Source organism: Raineyella fluvialis, assembly GCF_009646095.1.
GTDB lineage: Bacteria > Actinomycetota > Actinomycetes > Propionibacteriales > Propionibacteriaceae > Raineyella > Raineyella fluvialis.
The window spans coordinates 3,487,903-3,507,505 of record NZ_CP045725.1; the positions used below are offsets into that span (position 1 = coordinate 3,487,903).

Consider the following 19,603-nt stretch of genomic DNA (forward strand, 5'->3'; position numbering starts at 1 on the left):
CCAGCCTACGTCGCCGATCCCGCGCCGCCACCCACCACGGCATCCAGGCTGCGGCCGGTGTCCTCGGGGAGGAGGTCACGGACGATCCCCGCCGTGCTGTTGAGGGCCAGGACGTACGGTCGGGCCGTGGTGTAGCGCACCACGCTGATGGAGGCGGGGTGGACCACCAGGCGCTGGAAGTGGTCCAGGTGCAGGCCGAGGGCGTCCGCGAGCACGGCCTTGATGATGTCCCCGTGACTGACCGCCAGCCAGACCGCCTCCGCGCCCGCCTCGTCCGCCAGGGTGTCCTGCCTGGCCCGGACGGCGCTGACGGCTCGCTGGGCCATGGCGACCATGGACTCACCCCCCGGGAACCGTGCCGCCGAGGGATGGGCCTGGACGGTCCGCCAGAGTTCCTCCTTGGCGAGTTCCTCGAGGGCCCGGCCGCTCCACTCGCCGTAGTCCACCTCAGACAGGGCATCGTCCACGACGAGCTCAGGCCGCCCCTCCCCCAAGACTTCGTGCAACGCTCGGGCCGTCTCCAGGCAGCGCTCCATCGGTGAGGACACGGCCGCCGCCAACGTCAGCCCGCTGAGGCGCTGGCCGGCCGCCCGGGCCTGCTCCCAGCCTGTCGCGTCCAGCCTGATGCCGGGCGTACGGCCCGCCAGGATGCCGGAGGCATTGGCGGTCGTCCGACCGTGGCGGACCAGCAGGAGGATGGTCATGGGGCCAGCGTACGGTCAGACGTAGCGCCCGTAGCGGTGTTCGAGGGCGTCGACCCCGTCGGCCAGGTCCAACTCCTCGACCGTGGCCCGCACCAACAGGGCCCAGCCCGCGTGGTCCGGCGTCGCGTCGACGAGGCGGACCCCGACCCACCCGGCGGCGTCGATCAATCGTGGACCGTGTGTACCGTCCGTCCACTCCCCCGTGCGGAACGGACCCCCGGGCGAGGGCGCGATCCGGGCGAAGGCGTCCGCGACCCGGCCCTGCCCCGGACCCAGGACGTTCACCGTCGCGGTGCCCGTCGAGCGGAAGAGGTCCCACCAGTCGCAGTCCTCGTCCACCAGCGCGATGAGCTCGGCCGGTTCTCCCTCCCCGACGAGGAGGGAGGAGATCGTCCAACCGTCCCGTGCACCCCCTCGGCGCTCGTCCACACGGTGACCGGCGCGGGGAGGTGGCCCCGCAGCCGGCGTACCGGGTCGCGCAGCTCCCGCGGCGGCTGGAAGGGATGCTCGTCGTGGATACTCATGGGGCCAGTGTTCCCCAGGCACCCCACCGCTCACCGCACCCGCTCACCGCACCCGCTCACCGCAACAGATTCGCGCCGGGCAGCCGGTCCCAGCCGCAGGGTGATGCCGGCGGGTGACCGAGGGCCGCCTAGAGTCACGCGCATGGAACAGCGACGCGTCGGCTCGTCAGGGCTGCAGGTCTCCCGGCTCGGCCTCGGCACGCTCACCTGGGGCCGCGACACCTCCCCCCAGTCCGCCTACGAACTGATGACGACGTTCGTCGATGCCGGCGGCACCCTGATCGACACGGCCGCGGCCTACGGCGCGGGGGACGCGGAGGAGATCCTCGGTGCCCTGATGGCGCGGGAGTTCGACCGTGAGGACCTCGTCATCGCCACCAAGGCCGGCTTCGGCGTACGTGACGGGGAGCGGACGGTCGACACCTCCGCGCGGGCCATGCTCGCCGACCTGGACGGGTCCCTGGAGCGGCTGGGCACCGACTGGATCGACATCTGGCAGGTGCACGCGTGGGGCCAGGCGCCGATCGAGGAGACGCTGGCGGCGTTGGACCATGCCGTGACCTCGGGACGCGTGCGCTACGTCGGCCTGTCCAACTTCGTCGGCTGGCAGACCGCCCAAGCTGCCTCCTGGCAGCGCGCGATCACGACGCGCACCCCGATCACCTCGACCCAGGTCGAGTACTCCCTGATGACCCGGCGCGCCGAGGTGGAGATCCTCCCCGCCGTCCGCGCGATGGGACTCGGCTTCTTCGCCTGGTCGCCGCTGGGTCGCGGGGTACTGACCGGCAAGTACCGCCGCGGCATTCCGCGGGACTCCCGGGCGGCCGCCGAGCACTTCGCCTGGTTCGTCGACCCCTACCTGCAGCCACGCTCCCGCGGGATCGTGGATGCCGTCGCACGGGCGGCCGAGGGCCTCGGGATGGCACCGCTCGAGGTCGCCCTGCTGTGGGTGCGGGACGCCCCCGACGTCACCGCGGCCCTGCTGGGAGCTCGCACCGCCGACCAGTTGGAGCAGTGCCTGGCCGTCGAGGAGATGACGCTCCCCGCGGAGATCGCGGCGGCCCTGGACGACGTCTCGGGCGGCCCGATGGCGGCCCGTGAAGGCGCGGGACGCCCCGTGCCACCCGTGCACCACGACTGACCCGTGAGCACCACGCTGCCTACCCGCCGGAGGCGGCCTAGCTCAGGCGAGGTACCCGTCGAGATCCAGCGTGGGCCGTACGCGGATGATCCGGCGACGGACCCACACGTCACGGCTGCCGTCCCGGTACCGCCGCAGCCGGTGCAGCTCCCACCCGCCCCGCTCGGCCTCCTCGGTGAGGAGCTGGCGCAGGGCGTTGCGGGACACGTCGCGACTCACGGAGAACTGACGTACGTCGTAGTCGCTCTCGGGTCGCTGGCGGGGCTTGGTCGGCACGCCACCATTGTGCCGAGCGGGTCAATTGGCGTCGGCCGTAAGGGGTGTGTATAGTCCTACATCGCTGCCCGGCACGCCGGAGACAGCCGAAACACCTGTCCGGGTGGCGGAATTGGTAGACGCGCTAGCTTGAGGTGCTAGTGCCCGTTTTAGGGCATAGGGGTTCAAGTCCCCTCTCGGACACAGTGAGGCGAAGGCTCGTCCCCAGTGGGGCGGGCCTTTCGTCGTTCCGACGAACGTGGCGACGACCCCACTCGCTCGCTCACCCTCCTCCGCGTAGCCCGGGGTTGTTGCCACCGAGGTCATCGACCACGACGGATCACCACATCAGCCGGGCTCAGCTGCCTCGGCGGGACTGCTATGGCGTGGCGGCGAAGAGGAGATCCAACCGGGCGCGGCCAGCGAACTTCATCCCCTTCTCCACCGCCCGGTCACGAATGGGCTCAAGGCGGTCGAAGCCTTCCTCGAGCGACGCCACGTCGTCCCAGACCGACCCGACGAGGACCTCGCCAGTGGTGCGATCGACCAGCATCCGCACCGCTCGGAAGCCCGGCGATGACCGGTACATCGGCTCTGCCACCCAGGCGAAGAAGGAGATGATCTCGTGGATGAGGGCAGGATCGTAGAAGTGCCGATTGACATTCACGGGCAGCCCGGAGGTCAGCGGGCGATCCGATGCTGCATCCACCGGGACATCCCATTCCCGCACGCCGTGCACGGTACTGCCCGCACCCTCCGTCGCCCGCCGCCGAAGGTCCCTGGCGCCGCTACGACTCGCGATGAGGTCGTCGACGCGGTCCCAATCGGTGAAGGTCCACCGGGTCGAGGTCGCCGGGTCGCCGAACACGGAGATTCCGCGGAACCCCTGCATGGCTGAGGCCCCAGGAAGAACCGTTGTGCTGATCTGGTCGATCAGCGTCTGCGGGTCACTGAAGCCCTCCGTCGTCGTCTGCCTGCTGAACATGACTGCCCCACTCCCGAACGCCTGACGCTTCAATCATAGAGTGATCTACCTCACACTGCCAGCAGCGCAGGACCCCTTACCGGTCGTCAGACGCCGCGGCGCGCGGGCTGGACGCTGGTCAGGTCATAGCCGACCTCGGAGTGCTCGGCCAGGTCGATGCCCGAGGTCTCTGCCTCGGGGCTCACCCGCATGCCGATCGTCCGGGTCAGGACCGTGGCCAGCAGCCAGGTCATCCCGAAGGAGAAGGCGCCCACCACCAGGACGGCGACGGCCTGACGCCACAGCTGGTCCACGCCACCGCCGTAGAAGAGACCTGCGACGCGGGTCGCTGTGCGGGGGTCGGCGAAGAGGCCGATCCCGAGGGTGCCGATGATTCCGCCGACCAGGTGGACTCCCACGAGGTCCAGCGAGTCGTCAACGCCCCAGACGAACTTCAGGCTGACGGCCCAGGAGCAGGCGGCGCCGGCGAGTAGCCCGATGACCATGGCGCCCAGCGGGCTCACCGCTCCACCCGAGGGGGTGATCGCGACCAGGCCGGCGACCGCTCCTGAGGCGGCACCCAGCGACGTCGCGTGACCGTCACGCCGCTTCTCGACGAAGAGCCAGGCCAGCATCGCCGCGCACGGGGCGAGCAGGGTGTTGACCCAGATGAGGGCCGCCCAGGTGCCGGAGACCAGCGCGGATCCGGAGTTGAAACCGAACCAGCCGAACCACAGCAGACCGGCGCCGAGCATCACCAGCGTCATGTTGTGCGGACGCATCGGCGCCGAGCCGAAGCCGATCCGTCGGCCGAGGACGATCGCCAGGGCCAGGCCGCCGGCGCCGCAGGCGACCTCGATCGTGGTACCACCCGCGAGGTCGATGGCGTGGAGGCTGTTGACGATCCAGCCGCCCCTCGGGGCGCTCAGCCCGTTGCTGGCGAAGACCCAGTGCGCCAGCGGGGCGTACACGAGCAGGAGCCACAGCACCGACAGGGCCATCCAGCCGCGGAAGGTGGCGCGTTCGGCGATCGCCCCGGACAGGAGTGCGACGGCGATGATCGCGAAGCAGCCCTGGAAGCCGGCGAAGGCCAGCGCCGGAACCGTCCCCACCGTGGGGTCCCCGTAGACCAGTGAGTCGAGGAACGCGAACTGGAACGGGTTGCCGATGATGCCCCCGATCGAGTTGCCGAACGCCTCGCTGTAACCCACGATGGCCCAGGCGACCCCGGCCGTGGCTATGCTGACGAAGCTCATCATGATCATGTTGAGCACGCCCTTGGACCGCACCATGCCTCCGTAGAAGAAGGCCAGTCCAGGCGTCATGAGCAGCACCAGGGCGGCGCTGGTCAGGAGCCACGCAGTGTCACCCGTGTTGATCTCAAGAACCACGAGTGACAACGTTGCACGGCCCTTGTTTCGGCACCATTCCCAGGCCATTACGGTTCCATGAGCATGGTGTTACGGAGATGTTTCGCCGCCCCACCGCCCGTCACACAGCGGGTCGGCGAGGACAAAGGGTTGGGGCCAGGGACGCACACTGGCGGCATGAGTCCTCTCCCGGACCCGCGGATGCCCGGGCGTCGGGCCTTCCTCCTCGGCACCGGCGTCCTGCTCGCCGGCTGCGCGACGGGGCCGCGCGGTCCCGCCGCCCCACCCCCGGACCCGACCACCATCGGGGCTGCGACCCCCGGACCGACCGCCCAGCGGACGGGCGCCGCCGAGTCTCCGAGCGCCGCGATGCCCCCGCGGGCAACCTGGTCGGCGGACTCCAACGACGTCCGGCCCGCCGTCAAGCAGGCCGCCACCCGGCTCATCGAGGCGCTGGGGAACTGGGACCACGGTGATTCCGGCCCTGACGCCGCGGGTGCTCGGGTGAGGGCGCTCGGCCAGGATCCGTCGCTGGTGGAGGGCGTCGGCGCCCTCGTCACGGATGCGGACGCCTCGGTGCTGCAGGTGATCGACGCACAGTACGGCGGCATCCTCTCCGACTCGGCGAGCGTACTGGTCGTCACGCGTACCTGGGCCCGGAGCCCGGCCGGGACCATCTCCGGCGGAGGCGCCACGTACGACGTACGGCTCTCCAGCGCCTCCCCCACCTGGCGCGTGACCGAGATCCACCCCTCCCAGCCGGGCACCCCGGTCACCCCCGGCACTCTCGCGCACGAGGTGCTCAGCTCGGATCGCCTCGACCTGCCACCGGCATCCTCCGCTGACATCGCCTCGGGGCAAGTCCACGACTCCGTCCTGGAAGCGATGCTTCACCTGGCCCAGACCTATCGTCTCGGCATCAGCGTCGTCCGTTCCGGACACCCGACGTACGTGTTCGGCACCACCAGGCCCAGCGACCACCCCCGGGGCCGCGCCTTCGACACCTGGATGATCGACGGGCATCCCGTCGTCGCCTCGGCCACGCCGCAGGCACTGGTCACCGCCTTCATGCGTGACGCCGCCCGGGCGGGCTCCTACAACATCGGCGGACCGTACGCGGTGTCGGGCTCCGCGTACTTCACCGACGACACCCACCACGACCACGTGCACGCCGGGTTCACCAGCTGACCGGGACGATCCGCGATCCCTGGCACTGGCCGTGTCCCGGGCCGCGCAGTGGGGGCGGAGTTGCGCGGTGCACGATGTGCCGAGTGGCGGGGCTCTCGATTACCCTCGACTCATGCGCTATGTCCATCACCGGGATCCGGTCGTCACGCCGCACGGGACGGTCCTCGGCGACGACGCGTCGGGACGCGCATGATCGAGCCTGCCGAGGCACTCACCGCCACCGCGCCGAGCTCGACTCGGCTGACGCCCTCACGGGACCACCGTGGCGGCACCGGAACCGACCTGCCGGCACGGAGATCGGGGCGTCGCGCGCCGCGTCTGCCGCTGTCGCGCTGGATCCATGCGACGGTCGGTCTGCAGTTCCTCGTGCTGATGGTCTTCAGCGGAGGGTACGGCTACCAGCGGGACGAGCTGTACTTCCGCATGTTGCCGCCGGCCTGGGGCTACGTCGACCAACCGCCGTTCACACCCTTCCTGGTCCGCACGCTGGCCCACCTCAGCGACCACCTCTGGCCGATCCGCCTGGTCGCCGCCCTGGCGATGTGCCTGGCGACGTACACCCACGTCCTCATCACGCGGGAGTTCGGGGGGTCGGTCCGGGCCCAGGTCGTGTCGGCGATGGCGTACGCCTTCGCGCTCGTGCCGCTCTCCATGGGCCACAATCTGCTCACCGCGACGGTCGACCTGCCGCTGTGGGGACTGACGGCGCTGTTCATCTGCCGGGCCGTGCTCCGGGACGACCCCCGGTGGTGGATCGCCGCGGGCGCGGTCATCGGGCTCACGACGTTCAACCGATGGCTGATCATCGCCTTCGTCCTGGTGCTGCTGGCGGGCTTGGTGCTCGCGGGCCCTCGCCACCACCTCGTCGACCGCCGGACCTGGTTCGGCGCCGCCGTCGCCCTCGTGCTGGCACTGCCCAACCTGTGGTGGCAATCCGCCCACGGCTGGCCGCAACTCACCTTCGGTATGGCGCTGGCCGGGTCGAACAACGCCGATGTCCGGCACGGCATGTGGACCCTGCTGCCGATCATCATGGGACCGTTCCTGCTCCCGTTCTGGCTGGCCGGGATCGTCGCGCTGTTCCAGCGGCCGGCGTGGCAGCGAGCCCGCTTCCTCGTCCCCGCACTGATCATCTTCCTGTTGCTGATGATCCCGGTCGCCGGACAGGCGTACTACCCGATGGGCATCGTCTCGGTGCTGCTGGCGATCGGCTGCATCCCCGTCACCGAATGGGCGACGACCATCCCCCGGCGTCGCGCCATCGCCGGTCTGCTCGTCGCGAACAGCCTCACCAGCATCGTCTTCGACCTCCCGGTGCTGCCGATCGAGAAGAGCCCGACCCGCTACGTCAACCCGCTGGCACTGGACTCCAGCTTCTGGCCGACGTACGTGGGACAGGTCGCCGCTGCCTATCGGCGCTACAGCCCGCAGACCCCCGGGACGACGGTCGTCCTCGCCGGGGACTACGGCGAGGCGGGCGCTGTCGACCGCTTCGGACCGGCGATGGGGCTTCCCCCCGTCTACAGCGGCCACAACACCCTCGGATGGCTCCAGCCGCCACCCGACGCGGCGACCGCCGTCGTCGCGGTCGGCATCCCCGCCACCACGCTGGCCGGCCACTTCGCCACCTGCGTGACGGTGGGACGCCTCGACAACGGCTACGCCATCAAGATGTTCCAGCAGGGCCAGCCGATCGTCGTCTGCGACGGCCGTCGGGATCCGTGGTCGAAGATCTGGCCGGACGTGACCCACTGGGGCTGAGGCACCGGATGGTCACCGCGGCGCGAGCGCCCGGACGTCCGCCAAGGTGTCCGCCTCGGCCGCCGTCTTGTCGCTCCGATAGCGCACCACCCGGGCGAACCGCAGGGTGACGCCGCCGGGGTAGCGCACGGACCGCTGGACCCCGTCGAAGGCCACCTCCACCACCTGCTCGGGTCGCAGCTGCACGACGTGCCCCTGCCGGCCGGTCTCGAGTTCGAGGAAGCGGGCGGTCTGCCAGGCCAGCATCTCGTCGGACATGCCTTTGAAGGTCTTCCCCAGCATCACGAACGCGTCCCCGTCCCTGGCCCCGAGATGAATGTTGGACAGCAGTCCCGTACGACGGCCACTGCCCCACTCCACGGCCAGGACGACGAGGTCGAGGGTGTGACGAGGCTTCACCTTCACCCAAGCGGCGCCGCGTCGCCCGGCGGCGTACGAGGCGGAGAGGTCCTTGACGACGATGCCCTCGTAGCCGCGTCCGAGCACCGTGGCGAACCACTCCTGCACGGTGGTCGGATCGGCGCCGATCAGCCGGGGGACGATCGCCTCGCCCGGCACGACTTCGCCCAGGGCCTCGATCCTCGCCGCGGCCGCGGCATCGATCAGGTCGCGCCCGTCGAGGTGCAGGATGTCGAAGAAGAACGCACTGAGGGGCGCGTCGCCGGCGAGCCCCTCCGCTGGGTGCGTCATCGTCCGAGCACCGGTCTCCTGGAAGGCCCGCGGCCGTCCGTCCGCGCCGAGCAGGAGTGCCTCGCCGTCGAGCACGACCGAGCGGAGCGGCAGGCCACGGACGAGCGAGACGATCTCAGGCACCCGGTCGGTGATCTCGTCCAGTGAGCGGGTGAAGACAGCGACCTCGTCTCCGGCCCGGTGCACCTGGATCCGGATGCCGTCCAGCTTGGCATCGACCGCCACCGCAGCCCCGCCGAATCCCCGCAGGGCGCTGGGCACATCGGAGGCGGGCGAGGCGAGCATCGGGCGTACGGGGCGCAGTGGCTGCAGCCGGAAGGCCGCGAGGGCGTCCTGGCCCCGCCGAGTGCGGCCGCGGCCACCGGCCCGGAGAACGCGCTGAACATGGCGGCCCGCCGGACCACCGCGAGAGGCACCTCCGCGGCCTCGGCGATCGCGTCCAGCAACAGGGCGTCGAGCGCGCCCTGCCGCAGCTCACCGACCAGGAGCCGGCGGAGGAACATCTGCTCGGGCGCCGTCGCCCGAGCGAAGAGTGCCGCGATCCCCCGTTCGCGGGCAGCTGCGGATCCCGGCCCCGAGATCGCGGCGAGGGCCGCCAGGGCGGCGTCCACGTCGAGCGGGGTGAGGGACGGCACAGAGGCCGGATCGGGCAGGGTGAGCAGGGAGCGCCACCCGACACCTGTCCGGCGCTGCCGGATCCGGCCGGACAGGAACGAGGCCACGATGTCCGCCTCGGTGGCGTCGCCCGTCTCGCCGAGGACCTCCGCCACCAGACGGCGCTTCTCGATCCGCGAGCGGGTCGCCGTGACCGCCGCCGAGGTCTGCACGAGCCGGGTGAGCAGCATGCCCCGATCATCCCTCCCGGCACTGACGGCGTCGACCCCAGCACAAATACTTGACACTTGAACTATCTCGGGATTCGATGGTGGCATGACCGACGACAGCGCGACGCACACTCCGTTCGAACTGGGCCTCTTCACGTTCGGCGAGCTGACTCGCGACCGGGACACCAGGCGGCTCCTGCCGGCAGCCCAGCGGCTGGGAGAGTTCGTAGACCTCGCGATCCTGGCCGACCGGGCGGGATTGGATGTCTTCGGCGTCGGTGAGCACCACCGACCGGACTTCGCCATCGCCTCGCCGCCGGTGGTGCTCGCCGCGATCGCCCAGGCGACCGAACGGATCCGTCTCACCAGCACCGTCACGGTGCTCTCGACGGCCGATCCGGTGAAGGTCTTCGAGGACTTCGCGACCGTGGACCTGTTGTCCGGCGGCCGGGCCGAGATCACCGCGGGCCGCGGCGCCTACGTCGAGTCCTTCCCGCTCTTCGGTCAGCGTCTCGAGGACTACGACGACCTCTTCGAGGAGAAGCTCGACCTGCTCCTGCGACTCGGGGAGGCACCGGAGGTGACCTGGCAGGGCCGCTTCCGACCGGCGCTGGAGGGGGTCGGCGTCTATCCTCGCCCCGTCCAGGACGCCCTGCCGGTCTGGATAGCGGTGGGGGGCACCCCGGCCAGCGTGATCCGCGCCGGCCGCCTGGGTCTGCCGATGTACCTGGCGATCCTTGGACAGCCCGACCGCTTCCAGCCGCTCGCCGGTCTGTACCGCCGGACGGCGGCCTCGTACGGTCACGACCCGGCCGCGTTGACCCTCGGAGTCACCAGCCATGTGCACGTCGCCCGGACGTCACAACAGGCGCGCGACGAGTTCTACCCGTACTACAGCCGCTACATCGGCGACAACATGCCGGGCGCCCACGGCGTCCCGCTCGCCCGCGAGGCCTTCGAGGCCTGGGCGGGCCCGCGGGGGGCTCTCTTCGCCGGCAGCCCGCAGGAGGTGATCGAGAAGATCCTGTGGGAGCACGAGATCCTCGGCCACCGACGCTTCCTGGCCCAGATCGGACTGGGCGGCCTGCCGTACGCCACGACGGCCGCAGCGGTGGAACTCCTGGCCACCGAGGTGCTGCCGGTCGTACGTCGCGAGATCGGCTGACCCGAGAGCAGGCTCACGCCACCGCCGGTGCGGAGTCGGTGGCGTCGGGGGAAGCGCCCCGGCGTACGACTTCCTCCCGGGCCCGATCGAGTCCGCCGAGTTCGAGGCCAGCCAGGGTGCTCTCCCCCGTCCAGTACGGGCGTCCGCGACGCTCGACCCGCAGGGTCAGCCGGGCGGCGAGGTGTTCCAGGGCGCCGGCGACGTTGCGTTCCTCGCTGGGCAGCGGCACCGGGAGGACATGGGCCCGGCCGGGCTCGGCCTGACCCTCCACGATGACCCGCCACTGCCGGGCGTGGCCGTCGAGGTGCCAGCGTCCCGGTCCGATGTCGGCCCGCACCGGGCTGGTGCCTGGATTGCCGAGCCGTAGGACCCGGCCGTCCGGCAGACGCACGACGAGGGCGGTGACGGAGGTGGACAGGGGCCCGGCGACGACCTGCCCCCCGGCGAACGCCACGCAGACGCCGGGATCGGCGAACCCGTGGGCCTGGCCGCACCACCACGCCTCGGGGAAGCCCTCCTTGCCCCAGTTCTTCTCGCCGTACGCTGCCGCGCCCTCGAGGTGCCAGACCTCGCCTCCGAGCGTCGCCTCTCCGGTGGCCCGCCCGCCCAGCAGCCACGGGTGCCAGTACTGGTTGAGGCCGGGAACCAGCTGGAAGCCGCTCGACCCTCCGAGGGCCCGGCGCGGTGGCCACGGATCCCGCACCTCGAGGCGTACGGACAGCTGGGCGTCCGGGCCCAGGTCGACTCTGACCATACGGTCATCGCCGGTGAACGAGGGGGCGGCGACCGCCCCGGGCCGAGGCGAGGCCGCCCCCAGGCCGTACGGATCCGCCCACGCACCGGGCAGTGCTGCCGTCCGCAGGAAGCCGTTACTGCCGGCGAGTCCGACCGTCGCCCACGGGCCATGGGGCCCGCGGTTCACCCCGATCAGGGCGACCACGACGCGCGAGGCGGAGGCATCGCTGAACCGCCAGTAGTAGCCCTCCATCGCCACGCCGTGCGCCCGCCGGGGGTCCCCCCAGGGAAGGTCCGCCCCGGAGGCACGGTAGGCGGACAGGATCCGGGCCCAGCCGTGACCCTGGGGCGCCGGGCCGGATCGTCGCCCGGAGTGCTCACGCTCAGGCATAACCGAGCTCGTGCAGGCGGGCATCGTCGATGCCGAAGAAGTGGGCGATCTCGTGGACGACGGTGATCCTGACCTGCTCCTGCAGCTCCTCGACCGTCGCGCACATGCGCACCAGCGGACGGCGGAAGATCAGGATCCGGTCCGGCAGCACACCGGAGTAGTAGTGCCCCCTCCGATCGAGGGGGACGCCCTGGTAGAGGCCGAGCAGGGAGGGCATGTCGGCCGGCGGATCGTCCTCGATCACCAGGATGCAGTTCTCGACGAGATCCAGCAGCGCCTCGGGCACCGAGGCGATGGCCGCGTCGACGTACGCCTCGAACTCCTCCTCGGAGATGTCGACCATGGTTGTCTCCTCACCGGCCCGTCCCCCTCCGTGGCACCGTCGGAACGACCGCCGTGCCACCTCGGAAGGCCCTGATCCCCACAGTACGGGACCGGCCAATGTCAATGTGGTCACATCTGGCCACGGGGATGACACGCGATTGGAACGCCCTCGCGGGACGTCGTAGCGTGGTTCCTGCACATCCTTTCGCGCCCGGGACCCCTTGTGGAGGGAGCGAAGGACCGCACGGTGTCGTGCACCTGACTGCCCATGACGGCGGGTGGCCGGTGGACACCGCCCAGTTTCGTTCGGCATTCGTGAGGAGCAGTCGTGGCGTTCGGCAAGCACAAACCAGGCAGATGGCCCGTGGAGGCCGAGGAAGTCGACGTCGCGCTGATCGGCGGCGGCGTGCTCAGTGCGACCTTCGGTCTGATGCTGCACATGCTGCAGCCCGACTGGACCATCATGGGGTTCGAGCGGCTGCCCAAGGTCGCCAAAGAGTCCTCCAACCCGTGGAACAACGCGGGTACTGGTCACGCCGGTCTGTGCGAGCTGAACTACACCAAGGAAAAGCCGGACGGCTCGATGGACAACTCCAAGCCTATCGACATCAACGAGCAGTTCCAGGTCAGCCGTGAGCTGTGGTCCCACTTCGTCGAGGCGGGCGTCCTCGGTCACCCCGAGACCTTCATCAACTCCTGCCCGCACATGTCGATGGTGCACGGCGAGGAGGACATCGACTTCCTGCGTCGCCGTTGGGAGGGTCTGAAGGAGAACCCGCTGTTCGCGGCGATGGAGTTCTCCGATGACCAGGAGAAGATCCGGGAGTGGGCTCCCAACCTCGTCCAGGGGCGCGATCCCCAGGAGCGGATCGCGGTCACGTACGATCCCACCGGCACCGACGTGAACTTCGGCTCCATCACCCGCCAGATCTTCAACTACCTCGAGTTCCACGGCGTCTTCGTCGAGACCTCGAAGGAGGTCACCGACCTCAAGCAGAACTCTGATGGCTCCTGGACGCTGCGCGTCGCCGATCACCATCGCCGTAAGGAGGGCCGGGCCGAGGACAAGTTCGTCCGGGCCAAGTTCGTCTTCAACGGCGCCGGCGGCTGGGCCCTGAAGATGATGCAGAAGGCCGGCGTGCCCGAGGTCAACGGCTACGCGCTGTTCCCGGTCTCCGGAGCCTTCCTGTCGACGACCGACCCGCAGATCGTCGCCACCCACACGGTGAAGGTCTACGGCAAGGCCAAGGTCGGCGCGCCGCCGATGTCCAACCCGCACATGGACGCGCGGATCATCAACACCAACCGGTCGGTCCTCTTCGGGCCGTACGCCGGGCTGGATCCCCGCTTCCTCAAGTTCGGCTCCTGGTTCGACATGCCGAAGATGATCCGCACCGGCAACATCATGGCGGTGCTGAACGTGGCCAAGGACAACCTGGCCCTGATCAAGCTGCTCGTGGGGATGATCTTCATGACCCCGGGTCAGAAGCTCAGGGAGCTGCGTGAGTTCTCACCCAGCGCCGACATGACCGACTGGCGGATGATCAAGGCCGGCCAGCGTGCCCAGATCATCAAGACCAACGCGGACGGCCGCGGCGGCAAACTGGAGTTCGGCACCGAGGTCATCACCAACGCCGACGGCACCCTGGCCACCGTCCTCGGGGCGTCGCCGGGTGCGTCGACGGCCGTGCCGATCATGCTCGAGCTGCTCGAGCGCTGCTTCCCCGACAAGATCGAGGAATGGACCCCCAAGATCAGGGAGGTCATCCCCACGTACGGCAAGAAGCTGTCGGACGACCCGCAGCTGGCGTACGAGACGATGAAGAAGACCGCCGAGGTGCTGCACATCACCGCCCCGGCCCCGGTCACCCAGTCCTGACCCTGACCCAGCCGGCAGCATGACGAAGGGCACCTCCCGTCCTGGGAGGTGCCCTTCGGCGTTGCGCGGCGGTGCAGCGGCGGTGTCGCGTGGGACCTCCCCTTCGACAGGTCGCGTCGACCGTCAGCCCTTCATCGCGGTCTCACCCAGCGCCCCACAGGCGACGGGCCTCCTCAATGGGCGGGACCCTGCCGATCATCGCCCCAGCTGTCGGGGATCTCATGCACCCGAGGCGGATAGAGAATGGAACGAGCGACGTTGTGGTAGCCGTACTGCTCCAGCAGGGCGGCTGCCTGGCGGTCCGTGAGGTCGTAGGCTCGCGCGAGCATGCGCACCTGTTCGGTGTAGAAGGCGTGCAGCTTGTCGACGCCCTTGACGAACTCGATCTCGTTCAACGCCATCTCGCCGCCCCTCTCGTACGACCCGGTGGTGAGCATCACCCTATGTCCGGACGGTGCCACCCCGGGAGCCACACGACCGGGTCTACGGGCCGATCATGGTCGAGAGCCGCTGGCGCGCGATGGCGCTGAAGGGGGCCGTCTCCCCCTCGTCGTCGATCAGTCGCAGCAGCACACGCAGCCGCTGGCGCACCTCCGGGCGGACCGCGTGGTCCGCGAGGTGCTCGACCATCCGGTCGTCGGTGTCGAGCATGGCCGCGGCTTGGCACAGGTCACGGAAACTCCACTCCATGGGGTCTGTCGACAACAACCGATCCCCGGGGTGCAACCAACGGACGTCGCCCATGCGGGAAGCCTACCCGTCTCGGTCCAGGAGGAAACGGTTCAGCGCAGCGGTCATGTGCGGATCGACAGGCAGTGCTCGGCCGTCCAATTGCCGCACCGGAGCAGCGAGCCGGGTGCTCGAGGTGAACCAGGCGGCCTCGGCCTCGTCCAGCTCCTCGATCCGGATCGACCGCGTAGCGGTGGGGACCCCGTGTTGCTCGAACCAGCGGAAGGCAGACGCCTGGGTGGTGCCCGGAAGGACTCCGTCCTCGGCGGGAGGAGTCACGATGGTGCCGCCCAGCCTGACCAGGAACGAGGACGTGGGCCCCTCGAGGACGTAGCCGTCGGACGAGACGAACAGCGTGTCGTCCTGACCACGGCGATGAGCCTCCCGGATCACGGAGCGGTTGATCGCGTACGAGAGGGACTTCGCACCCGCCAGGAGCCAGGGAGCGGAGGCCATCACGTCTCGGGGGACGCCGCGGCTGAGCACCACCACGCTGATCCCCTGCTCACGAGCCACCGAGTAATCGGGGCCCAGCATGGCGACGGCCCAGCCGGTCGCTCCTTCGATCCCGGGCGGATACTCCTGGCCGCGGGTGAGGATGAACTTGCAGGAGAGTTCGCGGCCGGGGTACTGCGCGTCGAGCCGCTCGAGCGCGGTGCGGACGGCCACCCGGTAGACCTCGTGGTCCGGGGCCGGGAGGTCCATCAGCCGGGCGGAACGGGAGAACCGGTCGAGGTGGGCCTGCAGCGCCTGGACCCGACCGTCGAGGGACCCGGCGACCTCGAAGATGCCGTCCCCCCGGGTCACCCCCAGATCGTTGACCCGTACCTGACCGACCATGGCGTCGACGATCCGAAGGGCGTCAGCAGGTCGGGGGCGTGGCCGCTCCGGGCCCTCGATCATCACCAGCACGCTGTCGTCCATCTGCCCTCCTCGGACGTGGTGGAGGCCCTCGCGGAGCGAGGCGCCCGGACCGTCCCCATTGTCCTCCGACGGCACCAGGACGTCACGGGTAGCGAGGATCCCCGCGTCGGCTACGCCGACCGGCACCGAGCGTTCACCCCGAGTTCAGACGATCCCGGTGGTGGGGGCGGACGCGGTGGAGTGGGATCGGAGGGCCGGCCGACCGACCATCAGGGCATTGCCCGGGACAGTGCCAGGTCGCGTCCGGTGCCACCCCCTCTGACCCGAAAGGTGTTCCCATGCGCGTACGCCGTCTCGGCATCGCCCTGACAGCCGCAGCCCTCCTTGCCGCCGCTCCCAGCGGCATCGCTCCCCACGCCATCGCCGCTCCCTCCGCCACGAACCAGGGCCAGCACCGCGGCCAGGGCCAGGACTACTCGATGGCCGTGATCGGTGACGTACCGTACGGCTCCGCCCAGATCGCTGCGTTCCCGACCTGGATCGACCAGATCAACGCCGACCCCGACGTCCGGTTCGTGACGCACGTGGGCGATATCAAGAACGGCTCGTCACGATGCGACGACGCGTACTTCCAGCAGATCCAGACCGACTTCGACCGGTTCCAGGACCCGCTGGTGTACACCATCGGTGACAACGAGTGGACCGACTGCCACCGAGGCAACAACGGCGCCTACAACCCGCTGGAGCGGCTCAGCGCGCTGCGCTCGGTGTTCTTCTCCGAGCCAGGCCGCACCAACGGTCAGGCCGTACCGATCGACTCGCAGAGTGCGGCGGGCTTCCCGGAGAACGTGAACTTCGAACGGGCGGGCCTCGACGTGGCCGCCGTCGACATCGTCGGTAGCAACAATGACCTCCAGCCCTGGACCGGCATCGGCCTCACCGCGCCGACCGCTGCCCAGCTCGATGAGGAGCGCGCCCGTACGGCGAACGCCATCGTGACCATCGACCGCGCGTTCGACGATGCCCAGCGCCACCAGCACACGGCGGTGGCGATCATGCTGCAGGCCGACATGTTCGACCCCACCTACACCCCTACCTGGAACGACATCTCAGCGTTCCAGCCGCTGGTGCGGCACCTGGTCGAGCGCTCCGCCGCCTTCGACGGCGAGGTCTACCTGTTCAACGGCGATTCCCATGTCTTCCGGGTGGACCAGCCGCTGGCGGCGGGGTCCACCTGGCTCGCGACGTACGGGATCACCAACGCGTCCGCCGGCAACCTCACCCGTGTCACCGTCGACGGCTCGTCGAACAACAAGGACTGGCTGAAGCTGACGGTCCACCCGCAGGCAGACAGCCACGTGGTGACCTGGGAGCGCATCGCCTACCAGTGAGTGACGCCAGCGACGGAGTGATGCCGACCGGGACCCGGGCCGGCATCGCGGCGCCGCGAATGCGATTCGCACCGGCCCCGTGCGACCACCGCGCGGGGCCGGTGCGGCTATGGGACCGGGCGGTCCCGGCCCACGGTCACTCGGCCGAGGTCACCCCAGGGCCCGGTCCAGGTCGGCGATCAGGTCGTCGATGTCCTCGATTCCGACCGAGAGTCGCAGCAGGTCGTCATCCACCGCGGAAGCGGTGCCCTCGACGGAGGCGTGCGTCATGGCGGCAGGGTGTTCGACCAGGGACTCCACGCCGCCCAAGGACTCGGCGAGCAGGAAGACCTTGGTGGCGGACGCCACCCGGATCGATTCCTCGCGGCCACCCGCCACATGGAAGGACACCATGCCGCCGTACGCCCGCATCTGGCGGGTCGCGACGTCGTGGCCCGGGTCGGATTCCAGCCCGGGATAGTGCACCCGCGAGACCCGTGGGTGCTGGTCGAGGAACGCCGCTACTGCCCCGGCGTTGGCGCAGTGACGATCCATCCGCACCGACAGTGTCTTCATTCCGCGGATGAGCAGCCAGGCGTCGAACGGCGAGGACACGTAACCGGCCGCGTTCTGGAGGAATGTCAGTCGCTCCGCGAGGTCGTCGTCGTTGACGACGATGGCGCCACCGACGAGGTCCGAATGACCGCCGAGGTACTTCGTCGTCGAGTGGACGACGACATCGGCGCCCAGGGCGAGCGGGTTCTGGAGGTAGGGCGAGGCGAAAGTGTTGTCCACGACCACCCGGGCGCCATGGGCATGGGCCTGCTGCGCCACCGCCGCGATGTCGCAGACGTGCAGCAGCGGGTTGGACGGCGTCTCGACCCACACCAACTGCCCTCCCGTCACCGGTCGGGCGAGGACCTCCTCCAGTCGCTGCGAGCCACACGGATCGGTGATGACCGTCTCGATCCCCCAGGACTCGAGCACCTGGGTGAGCAATCTGGTGGTGCCTCCGTAGGCGTCCTGGCCGAGGATGACGCGACCCCCGGGGCGCAGCGCCGTCCGCAGTGCCAGGTCCGCGGCGGACATCCCCGAGCCGGTGATGAAGGCGCACGTCCCCTGTTCCAGCGCCGCCAGCTGTGTCGCCGCAGCGGTGCGGGTGGGGTTACCGGCACGGGAGTACTCGTAGTCGCCCCGCATTCGCCCGACCCCGTCCTGCACGAACGTGGAGGTGAGGTAGAGGGGAGGGACGACCGCGCCCGTGACCGGATCGGGAGTCTGACCGGCACGGATGGCCCGAGTGCTGAAGCCGTATTCCATGGCGACACCGTACCTAACCCTCGGAAGCCCGCCCCGGCGATGGGACGGCGATCGACAGTCCTCGACCTGGGAACAGGGGTGCGACGCCAGGGTGGGGACCAGCGATGGGACACCCGCGAGTTGGTGCGAGGTGGACGCGCTGACTACTCTTCGAGTGGAACGCTGCCGCCAGAGCCGCCTCGCAAAACGTATCCGACCCATTCGAGCGACGGAGCAGTGATTTGATGTCGACTTTTGTTCACCAGGTCGAGGGCAATCGATTCGAAGCCCTCATCAACGACCAGATCGTCGGGACACTCCAGTACACGGTGTCCGGCAAGAAGATGGTCATCGAGCACACCGAGACCGTCCGGGACTTCCGGGGTCAGGGCATAGCTCGCAGGCTCACCCGTCTCGCCTTCGACGACGCCCGCACCCGCGGCATGGTCGTCGATCCGAAGTGCACCTTCGCCAAGCGGTTCGTCGATCTGCATCCCGAGTACACCGACGTCCTGTGACGGCACTGACCTGACCCACGGCGAGGCTCCCGACCGCGCCGCCTCCCTCCCTTCCCCTCATCAACCGAACCGAGGCCTCTGAATCCTCTCCCGGGCCCTCCTGTTTGCGAACTCGCGCTCGGCACCGGCTCATCCGGCTGTACCGCTCCCCACCTTCACGGTTCCACTGTCACGGCGGAGAGCCGGTCAGGGGCGCAGCGAGCGCTCGCGACCGGGGGAACGCCGCGCAGCAAAAGCCTGTCCATAGCCTGGCGGCACGTCCAGGCCGGCGCTGCGCAGTTCCGCCCGGGCCAACGCGAGGATGACCTCCTGATGCCCCTGTCGCACCTCCGCGACAGGGGCATCGCTGATCGCCTGGACGACTCCGAGTGGCCGGCGAGCCATTGCCCGCCAGGCGAAGAGTTCCAGGTCGACGCCGGCGTCGAGCATCCTGCGCGCCACGCCGGCCTCCCTGGCGAATCGCACCCGTGGCGGCACCCACACCAGCAGGGCGAGCCCCACCGGGAGCAGGAAGAGCACCCACCCGACCAGCGAGGCTCCGCGATCGATGGCACCCGCCTGGGCCAGCAGGGAAGCGACCAGTCCCTGGAGCCGCTGGCCGGCACTGGTGAAGGGCTGGGCCAGCCCCGAGCCCAGCAGCGGGATCCCCGCGATCCGTCCGCCGGTATCGGTGACATCGTTCGACACACCGGTCAGCGCGCCGGCCATGTCCCGCAGTGGGGACGCGACTTGGCGGATCGCCGCCACGACCCCCCGCGACAGCAGCCACCAGGTGATCGCCCAGATCACCACCCCGACGTCGCCGACCAGCTGACCCACCAAGCGCCACGACGGTCGCGCGTACCACATCATGGGCCCAGTGTGCCCCGCGCGCGGCACAGGGTCCCGAGACCGCCCGAGGTGTCGCG

Annotated in this window: 19 protein-coding genes, 1 tRNA gene and 2 pseudogenes; 8 read left to right on the forward strand and 14 right to left on the reverse strand. The window is 69.9% G+C overall.

All coding sequences use genetic code 11. The annotated features are described in order from the left end of the window. Positions 1-5 precede the first annotated feature (5 nt). Positions 6-704 (reverse strand): MSMEG_4193 family putative phosphomutase, encoded by a 699-nt coding sequence (locus tag Rai3103_RS16055; protein ID WP_153573411.1) that lies wholly within the window; start codon positions 702-704, stop codon positions 6-8. A gap of 15 nt (positions 705-719) precedes the next feature. Continuing rightward, a complete protein-coding gene (locus Rai3103_RS16060; protein WP_194793180.1) occupies positions 720-1,133 on the reverse strand; it encodes a flavin reductase family protein in 414 nt (137 codons plus the stop codon). 237 nt (positions 1,134-1,370) lie between these two features. Between Rai3103_RS16060 and Rai3103_RS16065 the strand changes: the two genes are divergently transcribed. Continuing rightward, positions 1,371-2,369, forward strand: coding sequence for an aldo/keto reductase (locus Rai3103_RS16065; RefSeq protein ID WP_153573413.1), 999 nt, complete (start codon positions 1,371-1,373; stop codon positions 2,367-2,369). Between the two features lie 42 nt (positions 2,370-2,411). On the opposite strand, the gene Rai3103_RS16070 is transcribed toward Rai3103_RS16065, so the two are convergent. Beyond that, the gene (locus Rai3103_RS16070) at positions 2,412-2,645 is read right to left on the reverse strand and encodes a DUF5703 family protein (RefSeq protein ID WP_153573414.1); all 234 of its coding nucleotides are present in this window, start codon (positions 2,643-2,645) and stop codon (positions 2,412-2,414) included. Between the two features lie 97 nt (positions 2,646-2,742). Here Rai3103_RS16070 and Rai3103_RS16075 point away from each other — a divergent pair. Then, positions 2,743-2,828, forward strand: a tRNA-Leu gene (locus Rai3103_RS16075). Between the two features lie 175 nt (positions 2,829-3,003). Here Rai3103_RS16075 and Rai3103_RS16080 read toward each other — a convergent pair. Together Rai3103_RS16080 and Rai3103_RS16085 are read right to left on the reverse strand one after the other, a co-directional pair. Beyond that, positions 3,004-3,609 carry a hypothetical protein gene (locus Rai3103_RS16080; protein ID WP_153573415.1) on the reverse strand — a complete coding sequence of 202 codons (606 nt, stop codon included), beginning with the start codon at positions 3,607-3,609 and terminating at the stop codon, positions 3,004-3,006. A gap of 86 nt (positions 3,610-3,695) precedes the next feature. Then, positions 3,696-4,979, reverse strand: a complete 1,284-nt coding sequence (locus Rai3103_RS16085) for an ammonium transporter (protein WP_228488998.1) — start codon at positions 4,977-4,979, stop codon at positions 3,696-3,698. A 156-nt stretch (positions 4,980-5,135) separates the two neighbouring features. On the opposite strand from Rai3103_RS16085, the gene Rai3103_RS18070 reads away from it, so the two are divergent. Continuing rightward, complete coding sequence (locus tag Rai3103_RS18070) at positions 5,136-6,146, forward strand: hypothetical protein (RefSeq protein ID WP_228488999.1); 1,011 nt, start codon at positions 5,136-5,138, stop codon at positions 6,144-6,146. A gap of 189 nt (positions 6,147-6,335) precedes the next feature. Next, on the forward strand, positions 6,336-7,907 hold the full coding sequence (locus Rai3103_RS16095; RefSeq protein WP_153573417.1) for a glycosyltransferase family 39 protein: 1,572 nt from the start codon (positions 6,336-6,338) through the stop codon (positions 7,905-7,907). 12 nt (positions 7,908-7,919) lie between these two features. Here the strand turns inward: Rai3103_RS16095 and Rai3103_RS18075 are convergent, their stop codons facing one another. Both Rai3103_RS18075 and Rai3103_RS18080 read right to left on the reverse strand, forming a co-directional pair. Then, positions 7,920-8,882 (reverse strand): ATP-dependent DNA ligase, encoded by a 963-nt coding sequence (locus tag Rai3103_RS18075; protein ID WP_228489000.1) that lies wholly within the window; start codon positions 8,880-8,882, stop codon positions 7,920-7,922. A gap of 203 nt (positions 8,883-9,085) precedes the next feature. After that, positions 9,086-9,529 (reverse strand): annotated as a pseudogene (locus tag Rai3103_RS18080) (hypothetical protein); the annotation flags it as partial. Here Rai3103_RS18080 and Rai3103_RS16105 point away from each other — a divergent pair. Next, the gene (locus tag Rai3103_RS16105) at positions 9,528-10,586 is read left to right on the forward strand and encodes an LLM class flavin-dependent oxidoreductase (protein ID WP_153573418.1); all 1,059 of its coding nucleotides are present in this window, start codon (positions 9,528-9,530) and stop codon (positions 10,584-10,586) included. The pseudogene Rai3103_RS18080 and the gene Rai3103_RS16105 overlap by 2 nt on opposite strands. A gap of 13 nt (positions 10,587-10,599) precedes the next feature. On the opposite strand, the gene Rai3103_RS16110 is transcribed toward Rai3103_RS16105, so the two are convergent. Both Rai3103_RS16110 and Rai3103_RS16115 read right to left on the reverse strand, forming a co-directional pair. After that, entirely contained in the window at positions 10,600-11,712 is a 1,113-nt protein-coding gene (locus tag Rai3103_RS16110) for a tocopherol cyclase family protein (RefSeq protein WP_153573419.1), read from the reverse strand. Continuing rightward, on the reverse strand, positions 11,705-12,055 hold the full coding sequence (locus Rai3103_RS16115) for a metallopeptidase family protein (protein WP_153573420.1): 351 nt from the start codon (positions 12,053-12,055) through the stop codon (positions 11,705-11,707). The genes Rai3103_RS16110 and Rai3103_RS16115 overlap by 8 nt, the downstream gene beginning before the upstream one ends. Positions 12,056-12,364: 309 nt before the next feature. Between Rai3103_RS16115 and mqo the strand changes: the two genes are divergently transcribed. Continuing rightward, positions 12,365-13,915 (forward strand): malate dehydrogenase (quinone), encoded by a 1,551-nt coding sequence (gene mqo / locus Rai3103_RS16120; RefSeq protein ID WP_228489001.1) that lies wholly within the window; start codon positions 12,365-12,367, stop codon positions 13,913-13,915. A 173-nt stretch (positions 13,916-14,088) separates the two neighbouring features. Here the strand turns inward: mqo and Rai3103_RS16125 are convergent, their stop codons facing one another. Genes Rai3103_RS16125 through Rai3103_RS16135 form a run of 3 tightly spaced genes read right to left on the reverse strand, consistent with a single transcriptional unit; the run spans position 14,089 to position 15,568 of the window. Beyond that, on the reverse strand, positions 14,089-14,352 hold the full coding sequence (locus tag Rai3103_RS16125; protein ID WP_228489002.1) for a hypothetical protein: 264 nt from the start codon (positions 14,350-14,352) through the stop codon (positions 14,089-14,091). Positions 14,353-14,398: 46 nt separating this feature from the next. Next, positions 14,399-14,659, reverse strand: coding sequence for a hypothetical protein (locus tag Rai3103_RS16130; protein ID WP_153573421.1), 261 nt, complete (start codon positions 14,657-14,659; stop codon positions 14,399-14,401). A 9-nt stretch (positions 14,660-14,668) separates the two neighbouring features. After that, a complete protein-coding gene (locus Rai3103_RS16135) occupies positions 14,669-15,568 on the reverse strand; it encodes an aminotransferase class IV (protein ID WP_153573422.1) in 900 nt (299 codons plus the stop codon). 278 nt (positions 15,569-15,846) lie between these two features. Here Rai3103_RS16135 and Rai3103_RS16140 point away from each other — a divergent pair, with 278 nt between their 5' ends. Continuing rightward, the gene (locus Rai3103_RS16140) at positions 15,847-16,899 is read left to right on the forward strand and encodes a metallophosphoesterase (protein WP_153573423.1); all 1,053 of its coding nucleotides are present in this window, start codon (positions 15,847-15,849) and stop codon (positions 16,897-16,899) included. 150 nt (positions 16,900-17,049) lie between these two features. On the opposite strand, the gene Rai3103_RS16145 is transcribed toward Rai3103_RS16140, so the two are convergent. Beyond that, entirely contained in the window at positions 17,050-18,198 is a 1,149-nt protein-coding gene (locus tag Rai3103_RS16145; RefSeq protein WP_153573424.1) for a cystathionine gamma-synthase, read from the reverse strand. A 206-nt stretch (positions 18,199-18,404) separates the two neighbouring features. Here Rai3103_RS16145 and Rai3103_RS16150 point away from each other — a divergent pair. After that, positions 18,405-18,695 (forward strand): annotated as a pseudogene (locus Rai3103_RS16150) (GNAT family N-acetyltransferase); the annotation flags it as partial. A gap of 186 nt (positions 18,696-18,881) precedes the next feature. Here the strand turns inward: Rai3103_RS16150 and Rai3103_RS16155 are convergent. Next, a complete protein-coding gene (locus Rai3103_RS16155; RefSeq protein ID WP_153573426.1) occupies positions 18,882-19,547 on the reverse strand; it encodes a hypothetical protein in 666 nt (221 codons plus the stop codon). Between the last annotated feature and the right edge of the window lie 56 nt (positions 19,548-19,603).

Coding starts and splice junctions, on each gene's coding strand:
- Rai3103_RS16095 (WP_153573417.1), top strand. CDS start 6,336: ATGATCGAGCCTGCCGAGGCACTCACCGCCACCGCGCCGAGCTCGACT.
- Rai3103_RS16065 (WP_153573413.1), top strand. CDS start 1,371: ATGGAACAGCGACGCGTCGGCTCGTCAGGGCTGCAGGTCTCCCGGCTC.
- Rai3103_RS18075 (WP_228489000.1), bottom strand. CDS start 8,882: ATGCTCGCCTCGCCCGCCTCCGATGTGCCCAGCGCCCTGCGGGGATTC.
- Rai3103_RS16115 (WP_153573420.1), bottom strand. CDS start 12,055: ATGGTCGACATCTCCGAGGAGGAGTTCGAGGCGTACGTCGACGCGGCC.
- Rai3103_RS16140 (WP_153573423.1), top strand. CDS start 15,847: ATGCGCGTACGCCGTCTCGGCATCGCCCTGACAGCCGCAGCCCTCCTT.
- Rai3103_RS16125 (WP_228489002.1), bottom strand. CDS start 14,352: ATGCTCACCACCGGGTCGTACGAGAGGGGCGGCGAGATGGCGTTGAAC.
- Rai3103_RS16055 (WP_153573411.1), bottom strand. CDS start 704: ATGACCATCCTCCTGCTGGTCCGCCACGGTCGGACGACCGCCAATGCC.
- Rai3103_RS16105 (WP_153573418.1), top strand. CDS start 9,528: ATGACCGACGACAGCGCGACGCACACTCCGTTCGAACTGGGCCTCTTC.
- Rai3103_RS16130 (WP_153573421.1), bottom strand. CDS start 14,659: ATGGGCGACGTCCGTTGGTTGCACCCCGGGGATCGGTTGTTGTCGACA.
- Rai3103_RS18070 (WP_228488999.1), top strand. CDS start 5,136: ATGAGTCCTCTCCCGGACCCGCGGATGCCCGGGCGTCGGGCCTTCCTC.
- Rai3103_RS16135 (WP_153573422.1), bottom strand. CDS start 15,568: ATGGACGACAGCGTGCTGGTGATGATCGAGGGCCCGGAGCGGCCACGC.
- Rai3103_RS16155 (WP_153573426.1), bottom strand. CDS start 19,547: ATGATGTGGTACGCGCGACCGTCGTGGCGCTTGGTGGGTCAGCTGGTC.
- Rai3103_RS16110 (WP_153573419.1), bottom strand. CDS start 11,712: ATGCCTGAGCGTGAGCACTCCGGGCGACGATCCGGCCCGGCGCCCCAG.
- Rai3103_RS16080 (WP_153573415.1), bottom strand. CDS start 3,609: ATGTTCAGCAGGCAGACGACGACGGAGGGCTTCAGTGACCCGCAGACG.
- Rai3103_RS16145 (WP_153573424.1), bottom strand. CDS start 18,198: ATGGAATACGGCTTCAGCACTCGGGCCATCCGTGCCGGTCAGACTCCC.